Origin of the sequence: Streptomyces sp. NPDC048506 (genome assembly GCF_040651315.1) — a bacterium.
Classification (GTDB): domain Bacteria; phylum Actinomycetota; class Actinomycetes; order Streptomycetales; family Streptomycetaceae; genus Streptomyces.
Map to the genome: position 1 here is coordinate 1 of NZ_JBEZIX010000016.1, position 15,844 is coordinate 15,844.

General features: G+C 72.3%; 13 protein-coding genes and 1 pseudogene. 8 read left to right on the plus strand and 6 right to left on the minus strand.

The window, feature by feature from the left end:
• Window positions 1–586 precede the first annotated feature (586 nt).
• Window positions 587–1,600 (plus strand): tryptophan--tRNA ligase, encoded by a 1,014-nt coding sequence (gene trpS / locus AB0C96_RS15085; protein ID WP_362917423.1) that lies wholly within the window; start codon window positions 587–589, stop codon window positions 1,598–1,600.
• 58 nt (window positions 1,601–1,658) lie between these two features.
• Here the strand turns inward: trpS and proC are convergent, their stop codons facing one another.
• From proC to AB0C96_RS15100, 3 genes are all read right to left on the minus strand, one after another.
• On the minus strand, window positions 1,659–2,468 hold the full coding sequence (gene proC / locus AB0C96_RS15090; protein ID WP_362917425.1) for a pyrroline-5-carboxylate reductase: 810 nt from the start codon (window positions 2,466–2,468) through the stop codon (window positions 1,659–1,661).
• 116 nt (window positions 2,469–2,584) lie between these two features.
• Window positions 2,585–3,358: an ABC transporter permease gene (locus tag AB0C96_RS15095; RefSeq protein WP_362917427.1), complete on the minus strand. Its 774-nt coding sequence runs from the start codon at window positions 3,356–3,358 to the stop codon at window positions 2,585–2,587.
• A complete protein-coding gene (locus tag AB0C96_RS15100) occupies window positions 3,355–4,209 on the minus strand; it encodes an ABC transporter ATP-binding protein (RefSeq protein WP_362917429.1) in 855 nt (284 codons plus the stop codon). Before AB0C96_RS15100 ends, AB0C96_RS15095 begins: the two co-directional genes overlap by 4 nt.
• A 428-nt stretch (window positions 4,210–4,637) precedes the next feature.
• Here AB0C96_RS15100 and AB0C96_RS15105 point away from each other — a divergent pair, with 428 nt between their 5' ends.
• The 4 genes from AB0C96_RS15105 to AB0C96_RS15120 all read left to right on the plus strand — a co-directional run bounded on the left by AB0C96_RS15105 (window position 4,638) and on the right by AB0C96_RS15120 (window position 8,640).
• Window positions 4,638–5,042 carry a hypothetical protein gene (locus tag AB0C96_RS15105; RefSeq protein ID WP_362917431.1) on the plus strand — a complete coding sequence of 135 codons (405 nt, stop codon included), beginning with the start codon at window positions 4,638–4,640 and terminating at the stop codon, window positions 5,040–5,042.
• A 306-nt stretch (window positions 5,043–5,348) separates the two neighbouring features.
• Window positions 5,349–6,971: a SulP family inorganic anion transporter gene (locus AB0C96_RS15110; protein ID WP_362917433.1), complete on the plus strand. Its 1,623-nt coding sequence runs from the start codon at window positions 5,349–5,351 to the stop codon at window positions 6,969–6,971.
• A 31-nt stretch (window positions 6,972–7,002) separates the two neighbouring features.
• Window positions 7,003–7,140 (plus strand): pentapeptide repeat-containing protein, encoded by a 138-nt coding sequence (locus AB0C96_RS15115; RefSeq protein ID WP_362917435.1) that lies wholly within the window; start codon window positions 7,003–7,005, stop codon window positions 7,138–7,140.
• 36 nt (window positions 7,141–7,176) lie between these two features.
• A complete protein-coding gene (locus AB0C96_RS15120; RefSeq protein WP_362917437.1) occupies window positions 7,177–8,640 on the plus strand; it encodes a M1 family metallopeptidase in 1,464 nt (487 codons plus the stop codon).
• A 186-nt stretch (window positions 8,641–8,826) separates the two neighbouring features.
• Here the strand turns inward: AB0C96_RS15120 and sigJ are convergent, their stop codons facing one another.
• The gene (gene sigJ / locus AB0C96_RS15125) at window positions 8,827–9,816 is read right to left on the minus strand and encodes an RNA polymerase sigma factor SigJ (RefSeq protein ID WP_362917439.1); all 990 of its coding nucleotides are present in this window, start codon (window positions 9,814–9,816) and stop codon (window positions 8,827–8,829) included.
• A gap of 279 nt (window positions 9,817–10,095) precedes the next feature.
• On the opposite strand from sigJ, the gene AB0C96_RS15130 reads away from it, so the two are divergent.
• Both AB0C96_RS15130 and AB0C96_RS15135 read left to right on the plus strand, forming a co-directional pair.
• Window positions 10,096–10,773, plus strand: coding sequence for a TetR family transcriptional regulator (locus AB0C96_RS15130; protein WP_362917441.1), 678 nt, complete (start codon window positions 10,096–10,098; stop codon window positions 10,771–10,773).
• Window positions 10,774–10,860: 87 nt separating this feature from the next.
• Window positions 10,861–11,802: a hypothetical protein gene (locus tag AB0C96_RS15135; RefSeq protein ID WP_362917443.1), complete on the plus strand. Its 942-nt coding sequence runs from the start codon at window positions 10,861–10,863 to the stop codon at window positions 11,800–11,802.
• 352 nt (window positions 11,803–12,154) lie between these two features.
• Here the strand turns inward: AB0C96_RS15135 and AB0C96_RS15140 are convergent.
• Window positions 12,155–12,652 (minus strand): annotated as a pseudogene (locus tag AB0C96_RS15140) (hypothetical protein); the annotation flags it as partial.
• Window positions 12,653–12,739: 87 nt separating this feature from the next.
• Window positions 12,740–13,006: a peptidase gene (locus AB0C96_RS15145; protein ID WP_362917703.1), complete on the minus strand. Its 267-nt coding sequence runs from the start codon at window positions 13,004–13,006 to the stop codon at window positions 12,740–12,742.
• A gap of 464 nt (window positions 13,007–13,470) precedes the next feature.
• Here AB0C96_RS15145 and AB0C96_RS15150 point away from each other — a divergent pair, with 464 nt between their 5' ends.
• The gene (locus AB0C96_RS15150) at window positions 13,471–15,801 is read left to right on the plus strand and encodes a serine/threonine-protein kinase (RefSeq protein WP_362917445.1); all 2,331 of its coding nucleotides are present in this window, start codon (window positions 13,471–13,473) and stop codon (window positions 15,799–15,801) included.
• Window positions 15,802–15,844: the final 43 nt, after the last annotated feature.

Genomic DNA, 15,844 nt, shown 5'->3' on the forward strand with positions numbered 1-15,844 from the left:
TCCAACCTTACCAGATCCGTTTCCGTCTCTGACTCCCTGTTGGAGCGGGAGTGGCCGGTTCGCTTTCGCTTTTCGGCCTTTCCGACTCTATCAGATCTTGTTCGTTCCGTTGCCGGTCCGAATTCGTTTCCGAATCCCCGTCGGAGGGGGTTTGTTCGCACCTTTCGGTGTGATCACTACTTTAGCGGAATTCCTCGTCGACGCATAATCGCGCCACGGTCGAATTTCGGCATGCCGAAATTGTTCCCGGTGAGGGGCCGTGCAGTAGTGGTGTGCCGCGAAGCGGCGAGATGGTTGTCTGGGGCCGGTCGGCTCCGTGGCAACTCGGAGGACACTACACGAGGGCGTGGGGTTGTTCAAACCCGCGCCGGGCCCGGGTTTGCGGTGTACTTTTGCGGCATGACTACGCATGCGCTCGTACAGCAGTGGTGGCTCGCCTGACGGCGGCCGAACCACAGCGCATGCATGACCACGGCCGCCGCTTCGGCGGCCGTTCGCGTTTCCCCCTCTCGTAGCCGGCCGGCGAAGTCGACGGTCTCGACGCGTACTCAGCGGAGTGCGGGAGAGAAGGACGGGCGAGATGGCGATGGCGACGACTGCAACGGCGCGTACTCGGATCTTCAGCGGGGTGCAGCCCACGGGGCATCTGACGCTGGGGAACTACCTCGGTGCGATGCGGCGGTGGGTCGAGGTGGACCAGCACCGTGCGGAGGCGTTGTTCTGCGTGGTGGATCTGCATGCGCTGACCGTTGAGCACGATCCGGCGCGGTTGCGGCGGCTGAGTCGGCAGGCCGCGACGTTGCTGCTGGCCGCGGGGCTGGATCCGGAGCTGTGCACGGTGTTCGCGCAGAGCCGGGTCGATGAGCATGTGCGGCTGTCGTATCTGATGGAGTGCACGGCCTCCGACGGGGAGATGCGGCGCATGATCCAGTACAAGGAGAAGGCCGCGCGGGAGCAGGCGCGGGGCGGGAGTGTGCGGCTGTCGCTGCTGACCTATCCGGCGCTGATGGCGGCGGACATCCTGGCGTACGGGGCGCAGGAGGTGCCGGTCGGGGAGGACCAGGCGCAGCATGTGGAGCTGACGCGGGATCTGGCGGTGCGGTTCAACCAGCGGTACGGGGCGACGTTCGTCGTGCCCAAGGCGACGCATCCGGCGGTGGCGGCGCGGGTGATGGATCTACAGGAGCCGACGTCCAAGATGGGCAAGTCGCACGCCAGGACGGCGGGGGTGGTGTATTTGCTCGACGAGCCGGAGGTAGTCCGCAAGAAGGTGATGCGGGCGGTCACCGACGGCGGGAGCGAGGTGGTCTACGACCGGGCGGAGCGGCCGGGGGTGGCCAATCTCCTGGATGTGCTGGCCGCCTGCACGGACGGGGATCCGGAGCGGCTGGCCGAGGGGTACTCCTCGTACGGGGCGCTGAAGAAGGACACCGCGGAGGCGGTGGTGGAGATGCTGCGGCCGGTGCGGAGCCGGCATGCGGAGCTGGCGGCGGATCCGTCGGCGGTGGACGCGGTGTTGCGGGCCGGGGCGGAGCGGGCCCGGGCGATCGCCAGGCCGCGGGTGGATGCGGCCTATCGGGCGATGGGGTTGCTGGCCTGAGGCGTGTCTCCCCCGGGGCAGCCGGTCCGGGGGCCGGCTGCCCCGCCGCGGGGTGCGGTCAGCCGTTGCCGGTGGCCAGTTCGCGGCTGCGGTCGCGGGCGGCTTCCAGCGCGGCGATGAGGGCGGCGCGGACACCGTGGTTTTCGAGTTCGCGGATGGCGTTGATGGTGGTGCCTGCCGGGGAGGTGACGTTCTCCCGGAGTTTGACGGGGTGTTCGCCGCTGTCGCGGAGCATCACGGCGGCGCCGATGGCGGCCTGGACGATCAGGTCGTGGGCCTTGTCGCGCGGCAGGCCGAGGAGGATGCCGGCATCGGTCATGGCCTCGACGAGGAAGTAGAAGTACGCCGGGCCGGAGCCGGATAGGGCGGTGGCGGCGTCCTGCTGGCTCTCCGGGACCCGGAGGGTCTTGCCGACGGTGGAGAAGATCTCCTCCGCGAGGGTGAGGTGGGCGGCGGTGGCGTGGCTGCCCGCGGAGATGACGGACATGGCCTCGTCGACGAGGGCGGGGGTGTTCGTCATGACCCGGACGACGGGGGTGCCTGCGGCCAGGCGCTCCTCGAAGTAGGAGGTGGGGATGCCGGCGGCGCCGCTGATGACCAGGCGGTCGGCGGGCACGTGCGGGGCGAGTTCCCGCAGGAGGGCGCCCATGTCCTGGGGCTTGACGGTGAGGATGAGGGTGTCGGCGGACTTGGCGGCCTCGGCGTTGCTGACGACTTCGACGCCGTAGCGGGCCTGGAGCTGCTCGGCGCGTTCCTGGCGGCGGGCAGTGACGAGGAGGTCGGAAGGGGCCCAGCCGCCGCGGATCATGCCGCTGAGGAGGGCTTCGCCGATTTTTCCGGTGCCGAGGACTGCGACCTTCTGGGTCATGGTGCCGGTGTGCCTTTCCGCTGCGCTGTGCCGTTGGCGCCATCCTCGCACCGCGGGGGTGGCCGGGGTGGGTGCTGTCCAGTGGGTGGGCCGGTGGGACACCCCTTAGGGGGTGCTCAGGGGGTGCGGCGGCGGAGGGTGGCTGCGCCCAGAGCCAGGACCAGGAGGGCGCTGGCCGTGACGATGAGCGTGTCGCGGGCGAAGTCGGTGGTGGCGTGGGCGTGGTGGAGGACCTCGGTCATGCCGTCCACGGCGTAGGACATGGGGAGGACGTCGGAGAGCGCCTCCAGGGCCGGCTGCATGGTGGCGCGGGGGGTGAAGAGGCCGCAGAGCAGGAGCTGGGGCATCAGCACGGCGGGCATGAACTGGACGGCCTGGAACTCGGAGGCGGCGAAGGCCGAGACGAAGAGGCCGAGGGCGGTGCCGAGGAGGGCGTCCAGGACGGCGACGAGCAGGAGCAGCCAGGGGGAGCCGGTGACGTCGAGGCCGAGGACCCAGATGGAGAGCGCCGTGGCCAGGGCCGACTGGACGATCGCCACCAGCCCGAAGGCGAGGGCGTAGCCACCGATCAGGTCGGCTTTGCCGAGGGGCATGGCGAGCAGGCGCTCCAGGGTTCCGGAGGTCCGTTCGCGGAGGGTGGCGATGGAGGTCACCAGGAACATCGTGATCATCGGGAAGATGCCGAGGAGGGAGGCGCCGATGCCGTCGAAGGTCTCCGGGCGGGCGTCGAAGACGTAGCGGAGCAGGGCGATCATCACGCACGGCACGACGAGCATCAGCGCGATGGTGCGGCGGTCGTGGCGCAGTTGGCGCAGCACCCGGGCGGCGGTGGCCAGGGTGCGGGACGGGGAGAGCGGAGGCGCCTTGGGGGTGTGCGGTGCGGTGCTCATCGGGCCGGCTCCTTGGGGGTGGTTCCTGGTGGTGGGGCGGTGGCTGCCGCGGCCTCGTCCACGAGGTGGAGGAAGGCGGCCTCGACGGTGGGGGCGCCGGTGCGGTCGCGGAGGGCGTCGGGGGTGTCCCCGGCGAGGATGCGGCCGGCGCGCATCAGGAGCAGGCGGTGGCAGCGTTCGGCCTCGTCCATGACGTGTGAGGAGACGAGGAGGGTGGTGTTCCGCTCGGCGGCGAGGGTGTGGAAGAGGTGCCACAGGTCGCGGCGGAGGACGGGGTCCAGGCCGACGGTGGGTTCGTCGAGGACGAGCAGTTCGGGGGCGCCGAGGAGGGCCACGGCGAGGGAGACCCGGCTGCGCTGGCCGCCGGAGAGGTTGCCGGCGAGGGCGTCGGCGTGGGTGGTGAGGTCGACGTCCTCGATGGCGCGGGTGACGCTCTCCCGGCGGTGGCCGCGGACGGCGCGGCCGGGGTGCAGGACGGCGGCGAAGTAGTCGAGGTTCTGGCGGACCGTGAGGTCGTCGTATACGGACGGCTCCTGGGTGACGTATCCGATGCGGGGGCGGAGCCGGGGGTCGCCGGCGGGGTGGCCGAGGACGTCGAGGGCGCCGGTGACCTTGGCTTGGGTGCCGACGATGGCGCGCATCAGGGTGGATTTGCCGCAGCCGGAGGGGCCGAGGAGGCCGGTGATCCGGCCGCGGGGCACGTCGAAGGTGAGGGCGTCGAGGACGGTGCGGCCGCCGCGTTCGACGGTGAGGGCGCGGGCCCGGACGGCGGGCGTGGTGGCCGGCGGTGCCGGGGTGGCGGGGGGTGTTGCGGGGGGTGTTGCGGGGTCGTCACCACCAGAATTCATCATGCGATGAATAGTGCGCCGGGTGGGCGGGGTCGTCAAGAGTCGGGCCGTGGGGAGTGGGGGGCGGCGTACGGGTGCCGTAAGGGTGCTGTGGCCGGCAGTACGGGTGCGGGGGCGGGGGCGGGCAGTACGGGTGCCGTAGGGGTGCCGTGGCGGGAAGTACGGGGCGCCGTGCGGGCGGCAGTGGTGCGTGGTGCGGGAGGTAGTGGCGTGCAGTACGGGAGGCTGTGGTGCGCAGGGCGGGAGGCTGTGGTGCGCAGGGCGGCGCGTGGAGGGGCGAATTGCGCGCTGGCGGGCGCCGGCGCGAACGGAATCCTCCCTTCCTGTCGGATAACCCCACGTTTACAGGGCGGTTACATACCGAGTTGCGGTCCGGCGCTTCCGGCTCGACACAATGGAGTGACCTGTCCAGCGCGCCGGAAGGGGCGACGATGGCGAAGATCCGGGTCGGCCGCCTCGGCCGGCTCCTGTTGATCGTCGTGGCCGTCGTGTTGGCCCTGCCGCTCGTCGCCAATGGCGCCTACGGAGAGCGCGCGGCCGCCGCGCCGGCCAGGAGCGGCACCGCCGGTGCCGGTTCCCCGGACACCGCCCCGACGGCCTCGGACGCCGCCGAGCATCCCGAGAAGGCCACCGACCGCTGTCAGCCGCGGCGCAGCGGGCGTTCGACCGCCACCGTCGCCGTACCCACCCCGTCCGGCACACCCGTGTCGACGGCGCAGCGGGTACGGACCGAGGCCGGCCCGGCGGGCATCAACGCCGCGCTGACCGGGCGTCAGGCCGTGCCGCTGTCGAGATCAGGCGAACTGCCGGTCCACCACCTCGTCTTCCGCTGCTGAGAGCTGAGAGCTGCCCCAGGGCCTCCCCCGGCCCGCGCATCCGACGGATCCAGCCGTCACCGCTCCTCACCCTTCATGGCGCGCGCCGCACGGCGCTGCGCGGTGGCCTGCGCACGCGGGCCACCCGCGGCGCGGTGGGTCCGCTGCTCGTGCCCGCACGCGTACCTGTGCTCGCACGCGCACCCGTGCCCGTACGCGCACCCGTGCCCGTGCCCGCACCTGTGCCCGTGCCCGCACCTGTGCCGGTACCGGCACCCGGGCCGCCCGGGTGTGCGCCGCCGTAACCGACTCGCTGGAGGCATGCTCATGCGCACGTTCCGTTCTGCCCGCCGACGCCCGTCCCAGCCGTCCATAGCCGCCCGGTCCGCCGAGCCGCCCCGGTCCCCCTCGCCGTTCCGGCCCTCGCCGGGTTCCCCGGCGCGCTGGCGCGCCGACTTCACCGCGTCCCTCGTCGTGTTCCTCGTCGCCGTCCCGCTGTGCGTCGGAGTGGCCGTCGCGTCCGGGGTGCCGGCCGAGCTGGGGCTGGTCACCGGGATCGTCGGCGGGCTGCTCACCGGGCTGTTGCCGGGCAGCAGCCTTCAGGTCAGCGGGCCGGCCGCCGGGCTGACCGTGCTGGTCTACGAGGCGGTGGAGGAATTCGGGCTCGGTGCACTGGGCGCGCTGGTGCTGGCCGCCGGGGTGCTGCAACTGGCCATGGGGGCGCTGCGGCTGGGCCGCTGGTTCCGGGCGATCTCCGTCGCCGTCGTCCAGGGGATGCTCGCCGGCATCGGCTTGGTGCTGATCGCCGGGCAGTTGTACGCGCTGGTGGGCGCCGAGGCGCCGGGCAGCGGGCCGGCGAAGCTGGGCGGGCTGCCCGAACTCTGGGTGGACACCATCGGTTCGGACAACGCGCTGGTGGCGCTGGCGATCGGCGCGTCGACCATCGCCCTGCTGGTGCTCTGGCCGCGGCTGCCGCAGGTGGCGCCGGTGCTCCCGAAGCCGCTGGCGCGGGTGGCGCGGCAGGCGCCCCGGGTGCTGCCGGCGCCGCTGGTGGCGGTGGCGCTGGCGACCGCTGTGGTGGGCGTGCTGGATCTGCCGGTGGCCCGGGTCGAAGTGGAGGGCCTGCTGGACGTGGTGCAGCCGCCGGGCGGCGACGACTTCGCGCGGCTGACGGAGGCCGGCGCGGTGGTCGGGGCGCTGGGCACCGTGCTCGCCTTCGCCCTGATCGCGTCGGCGGAGTCGCTGTTCAGCGCGGCCGCGGTGGACCGGCTGCACGACGGGCCGCGGACCGACTACGACAAGGAGCTGATGGCGCAGGGCGCCGGCAACGCGGTGTGCGGCGTGCTCGGCGCGCTGCCGATGACCGCGGTGATCGTCCGCAGCGCCACCAACGTGCACGCCGGGGCCCGGACGAAGGCCTCGCGGGTGCTGCACGGTGTGTGGCTGCTGGTCTTCGCGGCGATGTTCCCGGCGGCGCTGGGTGTGGTGCCGATCTCGGCGCTGGCCGGTGTCCTGGTGCATGCGGGCGGCAAGTTGCTGCCGGTGAAGGAGTGGCGCCCGCTGTGGCGGGAGCACCGGGGCGAGGCGGTGGTGCTGGCGACGACGGCGATCGCGATCGTGGCCACCAACATGTTCGAGGGCGTGCTGCTGGGGCTGTTGATGGCGGTCGCCAAGTCGGCGTGGGAGACCTCGCACGTCCACCTGGAGGTCGAGGGCCTGGAGGGCACCGGTGTGGTGCGCGTACGGGCCGTGGGCAATGCGACGTTCCTGCGGCTGCCGAAGCTGCTCGACCAGTTGGAGGCGCTGCCCACGGACCGGGAGGTCGAGCTGGACCTGTCCGGTCTGCGGCACCTCGACCACGCCTGTGCGGCCGCGCTCGGCAACTGGGAGGAGCAGCGCCGCGGTCCGGACGGGACGGCGTGCCAGGAGGCGTCGTCTGTCACGCCTTGATCGGTGCTCCTGCTGATGGGTGCTCCCTTGGGTGGGTTGCTCACTGACGGGGTGCTCCCTGACGGGGTGCTCCCTGACGGGGCACTCACTGACGGGGTGCTCACTGATCAGCGCGCTCCTGTGCGCCGTAATCGGTAACGGAGGGGCATTGCGGCGGAAAGGACCGTAGGGTCGTGAGCTCATGACCACCGACCCGAGGAGTGCTGTGAACCGCCGGCCGCTTCGTCGCTGCGGTGCGACCGCCGCCCTGTCCGTCGCTCTGCTGCTGTCCTCCTGCACGGGCAGCAGCATGAGCGCCGGCGGGGCAGCGGGCAGCGGCGGGCTGGGCGACCCGCTCTTCCCGGCGCTCGGCAACGGCGGCTTCGAGGTACGGCACTACGGACTCGACCTCGACTACGACGTACGGCACAAGCAGCTGACGGCCACCGCCGAGATCACCGCCCGGGCGAAGCAGGACCTGAGCTCCTTCAAGCTGGACCTCCAGGGGCTGCGGGTCTCCGCCGTACGGGTCGACGGCCAGGACGCCGACTTCTCCCGCAAGGGACACAAGCTGACCGTGCGGCCGGCCGACGGGATCCGGAAGGGCGCCGAGTTCCGCACGACCGTCGACTACGGCGGCACGCCGGAGGAGATGACGGATGCCGACGGCTCCACGGAGGGCTGGGTCACGACGCCCGACGGGGCGTTCGTGTCGGGCGAGCCCGCGGGGTCCATGACGTGGTTCCCCGGCAACAACCACCCCGACGACAAGGCCACCTACGACTTCACGATCACCGTGCCGCGGCGCTACACCGCCGTTGCCAACGGCGAGTTGCGGTCGCAGAAGGTCTCCGGCGGGAAGACGACCTTCGAGTGGCACAACCCACAGCCGATGGCCACGTACCTCGCCACCGCCACCATCGGGAAGTTCGACGTCCAGACGTCCCGTACGCCCGACGGGCTGCCGCTGTACGTCGCCGTGGACCCGGCGGAGGCCAAGGCGAGCAAGAAGCCGTTGGAGCGGCTGCCGGAGATCATCACGTGGGAGAGCGGGCTGTTCGGGAAGTACCCGTTCTCCTCGGCGGGCGCGATCGTCGACCACACCCCGCCGCGGATCGACTGGTTGGCCCTGGAGTCCCAGACCAAGCCGGTCTACGCCGGGGCGCCGGACACCGTGACCGTGGTGCACGAGATGGCCCACCAGTGGTTCGGCGACTCGGTGACGCCGAAGACCTGGAAGGACACCTGGCTCAGCGAGGGCTTCGCTACGTACGCCGAGTGGCTGTGGGAGGAGCACGAGGGCGGGAAGACGCCGCAGCAGCAGTTCGACGCGCTCTACAAGGACGAAAAGGACGAAGCGGACAGCAAGCGCGACGAGGCCGAGGACGAGAGCGAGGCCGAGGACGCCAAGGAGCGCTGGGCGTTCCCGCCGGGCGACCCGGCCAAGGCGGAGAACGTGACCGGGACGCCCGTCTACGAGCGGGGCGCGATGGTACTCCAGCAGCTGCGGAAGGCCGTCGGCGACAAGGCCTTCTTCCGGATCCTGAAGGAGTGGCCCGCCAAGTACCGCCACTCCAACGCCGATTCGCAGGAATTCATCGCCTTCTGCCAGGCGCGGACGGACGTGGACCTGACCGACCTGTTCGACGACTGGCTCTACGGCAAGGGGAAGCCGGACTGGGAGTACTGACGGTGACGGGCTACTGGCCGACGGGCTGCTGGGTGACGGGCTGCTGGCCGACGGCCTGCTGGGTGACGGGCTGCTGGCCGACGGCCTGCTGGGTGACGGGCTAGTGATAGACGGGCTACTGGGTGACGGGCTGCTGATGGACGGAACACCGGCCGGCCCGCCGCGCGCCCCGGAATCCGGCCCGGGTCAGTATCGGTCGAGGTCGAGATGGCCCAGCTTGTCGGGGTTGATGACGGCATCGACCTGGGTGATCCGCCCCTGGTGCACGCTGAAGGCAAGCACCCCGGCCTGCTGACCCGCCACATCGGCGAGGATCAGACCGGGGGTGCCGTTGACGTCCACCATGGCGCCCCGGAGCTCACTCCGCTCGGCGCCCCGGGTGACCAACCCCTGCACAAAGCGGGCGACCTTCTCGCGGCCCAGCACCGGACGGCGGGCCGCGCTCACCTTGCCGCCGCCGTCCGAACGCCAGACGACCTCGGGGTCGAGGACGGCCAGCAGCGCATCGAGATCGCCCCCCATGACGGCGGAGAGGAAGGCCTCGACGGCACGGCTGTGTTCCGCCCGGTCGACGGTGCGGCGCGGCGCCTCGGCGCGCACCCGCTTGCGGGCCCGGGACGCCAACTGCCGTACGGAGTCCGAGGTCCGGCCCACCGCCTCGGCGATCTCCGGGAAGGGCACCGCGAAGACGTCGTGCAGGATGAAGGCGGTGCGCTCGGCCGGGGTGAGCCGCTCCAGGACGCTGAGCAGCGCCATCCCCACCGATTCGTCGAGCGTGACCCGGTCCTCGGGGTCGGGACCTGGGACGGGGCCGAAACCGGGGCCGGGACCGGGGCCGGGGCTGCCGGCCGCTGCGCCGCCGGTGCCGCCGGTGCCGCCGGTAGCGGTGAGCAGCGGTTCCGGCAGCCACGGTCCGATGTAGGTCTCGCGCCGGGCGCGGGCCGAGCCCAGCAGGTCGTAGCAGATCCGACTGACGACCGTGGTGAGGTAGCCGCGCGGGCTGGCCACCGTCGACTCGTCGGGCAGCGCCTGCCAGCGCAGCCAGGTCTCCTGCACGGCGTCGTCGGCATCGGCGACGGTGCCCATGATCCGGTACGCGATGGCCCACAGCCGGCCACGCTGCTCCTCGAACTGCGCAAGGCGGTCGCCGGCCGCCGCGCTCCCCGTGTCCGTCACTCGCCCGCTCCTTTGTCCGCGCTGTCCTGCTGTCCTGCTGTCCTGCTGTTCTGCTGTTCTGCTGTCTTGCTGTCTTGCTATCTCTGTCGTCGGCGCTGTCTGTGCTGTCTGTGCTGTCCTGCTACTTCTGCTGTCTGTGCCGTCTGCGAGGGCCATGCGCCCTCCCCCTGAGGACGATGCGGCCGGACGGAGTGTGACAGCACGGGTCCGCTCCCGACGCGGCCGGCGCAAAATCCATACCGGGTTCAATTTTGTACCCGGTATGGCTATAGTGTTCCCATGACCGGGTTGCGGGAGCGGAAGAAGGAACGGACGAGGCAGCGGATCGCGGCGGCGGCCTGGCGACTGTTCGCCGAGCGCGGCTTCGAGGCGGTGACGGTCAGCGAGATCGCGGACGCCGCCGAGGTGGCCAAGGCGACGCTGTTCGCGTACTTCCCGACCAAGGAGTCGCTTGCGCTACAGGGCGTGGGGGACGACAACCTGGCGGGGATCGTCGCCGGGCGGCCGGCCGGGCAGGCCGCGCTGGAGGCGCTCCGGGAGCACTTCCGTAACTTCGCGGCCCGCCCCATGACCGGGGTCGACCCGGAGGTCCTGGTGTCCCGGGTCCGGGTGATCTTCGACAGCCCGGCCCTGACCAGCGCCACCAACGCCCTGCTGTACCAGCAGCGGCAGAAGCTGGCGGAGGTGCTGGCCGCCGAACAGGACGGACCGACCGCCGTCCTGATGGCGGCCCAGATCAACGCCTCGCTGGTCACCCTCCAGGAGGGTTTCTTCCAACGGCTCGCGGGCGGCGCCTCGTTGGACGACGCCCGTCGGCAGCTGAGCGAGGACGTCGAGCTCGCCTTCGACCTGCTGGAGCGCGGGCTCGGCCGGGTCGACCGGCCGGCCACGACCCGCGGGCCGAAGGGGGCCGAGGACCGGCCGTACCAGCAGGGCCAGCAGGGCCAATCGACCTGACCAGCCAGATCGGTTGGAGCACCCAGAACAGCGAGATCAGCCAGATCAGCCAGAACGAGCAGACCGGAAAGGGCAGTGAGGGGCGAGATGCGCGCACGGGGAATCAACTACGACACCGGCTTCCTTCCCGCGGAGGAGCTCTCGCGCAAGAGCTTCGATGCGGAAGCGGTACGGCGCGATATGGCGGTGATCGCCGATGAGCTGCACTGCCAGGTGGTACGGATCTCGGGCGGCGATCCGGAGCGGCTGAGCGTCGCCGCGCGGTGCGCCGCCGAGGCCGGGCTGGAGGTGTGGTTCGCGCCGTTCCCGGTGGACCTCACGCCCGAGGAGCTGCGGCCGTTCTTCGCCGACTGTGCGGAGCGCGCCGAGGCCGTACGGGCGGGCGGGGGCGAGGTGGTCTTCGTCGCCGGCTGCGAGATCAGCCTGTTCTGCACGGGCTTCATACCGGGCGACACGTACCACGACCGCATCCAGGCCATGACGACCGCGGACCGGGCGTGGTGGGAGTCGCTGGGGCCGGTGCAGGAGCAGGTCAACGGATTCCTCGCCGAGGTCGCCGAACTGGTACGGGCACGCTTCGGCGGCCGGATCAGCTACGCCTCGGGGCCGTGGGAGGCCGTCGACTGGCGGCCGTTCGACCTGGTCGGCGTGGACGCGTACCGGGCGGCGTACAACGCCACGACGTTCCGGGACGAGCTGCGCGCACACGCCGCGCACGGCAAGCCGGTCGCGGTGACCGAGTTCGGCACCTGCGCCTACCGGCGTGCGGGTGACCGGGGCGGACTGGCCTGGCAGGTGCCGGAGGGGTCGGTGCCGGACGAGGGCGAGCAGGTCCGCTACTTCACCGAACTGCTGGACGTCTTCGAGGAGGAGGGCGTGGACACCGCGCTCTGGTTCACCTTCGCCGCCTTCGACACCCGCAAGGGCACCGATCTCTCGTCGTACGGCGTGGTGGCGATGCTCGACGAGGAGCGCTGGGAACCGCGGGAGGTGTTCCACACGATGGCGGCCCGGTACGGGAAGAAGTAGGAAGTAAGAGGAAGTAAGGGGTGGGGCAGGGAGGGGAGGCGGAGGGGAAGGGGCAGCGGTAGCGGCACGGGCGGCGCCCCTAGGGTGCGGGCGAACAGATCCCGTAGGGGTCCGGAGCGCCCCCTGTGGGGCCACAACCCATGTGGGGCGGGCCGCATTCCCGTGGCCGGCCGCATTCCCGTGGCGCCCCGGTCCGTCAACGGCGCTTCCTGGGCTTCTTCGTGGTCGGGGTGGTCGGGGTGGTCGGAATCCTCTGGGCGGCCTTGGCAGCCTTGGCGTCCTTGGCGTCCTTGGCGTCCTTGGTGGTCTTGGGTGCCTTGGTGGTCTTGGTGGTCTTGGGTGCCTTGGTGGTCTTGGCGGCCGGGTTGCCGGTGCGGGCCCCGCGGCGGCGCTCGTACCGTTCCCGGGCCGCCGCGTACTCGGCGCGGTGCAGTCGCTCCCCGGGCGCCTCGACCAGGCTGCGGCAGAAGTAGGCGAGCAACGAGCCGATGAAGCCGATCAGCATCAGGCTCTGGCCGGACCGGTCGGCGGCGCTCTGCGCGGAAGCGTCGGGGCGGCGCAGGAAGCCGTCCCAGGTGCGGCGGAAGGCCAGGGCGCTACAGATGGCGAAGCCGGCGACGACGAGGATGCCGACGAACGGGCCGACGGCGGCGATCTCCAGGCCCTGGAACGCGAAGCGCAGGACGACGGCGCCGGCCGCGGCGAGCGCCAGCGAGCCCACCGCGACGCCGGCCCGGCGCAGGGCGTAGCCGCCGTCGTGGTGGACCCAGGTGGTCCCGAAGAACCGGATCGCCTCCGGCTCGGGGCCGCCGCGCTCCGAGCCCCCGGAGGGCGTCTGCTCATCGCTCATGGCACCGATTATCCCCGGGGGCCTCCCAGGGGCCCTCCCCGGCGGCGGCCGTCGCGGTTCGGTGCCGGCGCCGGCACCGGCGCCCGCTCAGCTGGTGCAGCTCGGCGCGACCGGTCCGCTGCTGCCGGTGCGGACGTAGGCGTCGGAGACGTACTGGCCGGGCGCGATGTTGTCCCAGATGTCGGTGGTGCCGTACGGGCCGCTCACCCGCTGGCCGCGCCGCTGGCAGTTGATCTGCACCCAGGCGCCGCCCGCCAGCTTCCCGACGACCGGGGCGCTGGTGCTGGGGCCCTGGCGGACCTTGACCGACTGGCCCGGTGCGACCTGGAAGGAGCGGCGGGCGGCGGCCGCCATGACGGCGGGTGCCGCACCGCCGGTGCCACCCGCCGCGCCATCGCCCGCGCCCGCGCCATCGCCCGCGACGTTGCCCGCGCCCGCTGCGTCACCCGCACCGGCGCCCGCGTCGGCGCTCTTGCCCGCGCCCTTGTCCGCGTCGTCGTCCAGGCTGCCGACGATCGCGTCAAGGTCGAAGAAGTCGTGCTCGTCCTGAGTCGTCATTCCGTGTTCCCCCGTTGGTGATTGCCGCGCCGTGGTGCCGTCTTCCGGCGCTGCCTATCAGTGCCGTCTTCCGGCGCTACCTTCCGGCGCCGTCTTCGATGCCGTCTTCCGGCGCTGTCCTCCGTGCCCGCGACGACGGGTATTTTCGGACGCGCAACGCGCACGCTAGCAAGCCTCGTTCATCTCGTACGCGTCATCGACTAGGCTCCGCGCGTCGCACCTGCGACCGAATTGCACAGGGTAGACACGGGGGTGGAACGATGCCGCCGCTGCGTGGTTCCGGGGCCGACCCGGAAGCGGAGCGTCCGGAGTACGCCGGTCAATATCGCCTGGAGGCACGGCTGGGCTCCGGCGGTATGGGCGTGGTGCATTTGGCGCGCTCGTCCTCCGGACTCCAGCTCGCGGTCAAGGTCATCCACGCCGAATTCGCCCAGGACCCCGAGTTCCGGGGGCGTTTCCGGCAGGAGGTGGCCGCCGCGCGGCGGGTCAGCGGGGCCTTCACTGCGCCCGTCGTGGACGCCGATCCGGATGCCGAACGGCCCTGGATGGCGACCTTGTACATTCCCGGCCCGACCCTTTCCGACCATGTGAAGCGGAACGGTCCGCTGCCGCCCGCCGAGGTGCGCCGGCTGGCCTGTGGTCTCGCCGAGGCACTGCGCGACATCCACCGCGCCGGGGTCGTGCACCGCGATCTGAAGCCGGGAAACGTGCTGCTGGCCGCGGACGGCCCCAAGGTGATCGATTTCGGTATCTCGCGGCCGTCGGACAGTGAAATGCGCACCGAGACCGGCAAGTTGATCGGTACGCCGCCCTTCATGGCGCCCGAACAGTTCCAACGGCCCCGCGAGGTGGGCCCGGCCGCGGATGTGTTCGCGCTGGGGTCGGTGCTGGTGCACGCGGCGACCGGGAGCGGCCCGTTCGACTCGGAGAGCCCCTACCTGGTGGCGTATCAGGTGGTGCACGACGAGGCGGACCTGGCGGGGGTGCCGGACGAGTTGGCGCCGCTGATCGGCGGCTGCCTGGCGAAGGACCCGGCCGACCGGCCGACGCCGGGCGAGCTGATGGACCTGCTCCACACCGAGCTGCACACCGAGCTGAACCTCGACCTCGCGCCCCTCCCCGCGCCCCTCCCCGCGCAGCCCCCGCACCGGCTGCCGACGAAGGGTGCGGTGCCCGGCGCGCGGATACCGTCACAACGCGGGCCGACGCACGCCGAGGCCGCCCTGTCGCACGCCGCGGACGCCCCGTCGCGCGCCGAGGCCGCCCCGTCGCGCGCCGAGACCACCCACGTCCGCGCCCGTACGGCCGGCCCGCCGGACGGCGCCGCGCCCGGCCCGGACCGGGCGGATAACGCCACCGGCGCCCCGAAGAAGGCACGCCGCTGGCCGGTGTGGGCCGCGGTGGCGCTGCTGACCGTCGGGGCCGGGGCGTTCGCCGGCGTACGGGCCCTGTCGTCCGGCGGGTCGGGCGACGACTCCGCGCTGGAGACCCATGCGCCGCAGGCCGCGGACGGCTTCCGGCCCTGGCACGCGGCGCTCGTCAAACGGCCCGACGGCCACCGCTCGGAGATGCCGTTCTGCACGGCCGGCGCGGACGCCGTCTACTGCGCCCAGTCCGGCGTACGGGCCGCCCGCCTCGACGCCGGCACCGGCCACCAGGCATGGCTCCGTACCGGCAAGGCAGTTCCCCTCACCGATGCGCCGCCGACCGCGCCGGTGCTGTCCGGCGGCCTGCTGTACGTCTGGACGCCCGACGGCCGGCGGATGGAGGCGCTCGACCCGTCGGCCGGCGGGAAGGGCGCGACCCGCTGGAGCCAGGACCTGTCCGGCTACGAGGGCGGGGCGGCGGTCCTCGGTGACCGCATCCTGCTCGCCGCCGGGGACGGCACGGTCACCGCGCTGGACAGCACCACCCACCGGCAGCGCTGGCACAAGCGGTTCCCCGACGTCACCGCGGCCACGCTGCGCGCCTCCGGCGACGGCCGCACCGCCTACGCGGTCGGTGCCGTCGACGGCACCAGCACCCCGGTCACCGCCCTCGACCCGAAGGACGGCTCGATCCGCTGGTCACGGCGGCTGCCCGGCACGCTCACCTTCGCCGGCGCCGGCTCCTCCGGCACCCTGTACTTCACCGCCGCCGACCCGCAGCACCCGTTCACCACCACCGCGGTCGTCAGCTACGACCCGCGCACCGCGCACACCCGCCGCCTGAAGCTCAGCGCACCGCTCGACGGGCCGGTGGCGGCCGTGGTGAGCGGCGAGACGGTGTACGTGCTGGCCGAGGGCGGCCTGCTACAGGCCCTCGGCGAGCGGACGTGGGACACCGAGACGTCGGTCAGCCGGGGCTCGGCGCCCGTGATCAGCGGCGGCCGGCTGTACTTCACCGCGGCGGACGGGCGGCTGCTGGCCGTGGACGCCCGTAACGGGGCGCTGCTCGGACAGACCAAGGCGCGGCTGGCGGCCGACCGGCACAACGGCTTCCTGGAGATCCTGCCCGCACCGGTGGCGGACGCCCGGCACGGCCGGATCTACGCGGCCGCGCCGAACGGAACGGTCTTCGCCGTGCAGGCGCGGGACCCGCGGCAGTGGTGAACTGAGCGGGCTTCTCGTCGGCGATGGCTCCGCAACCAGAGGC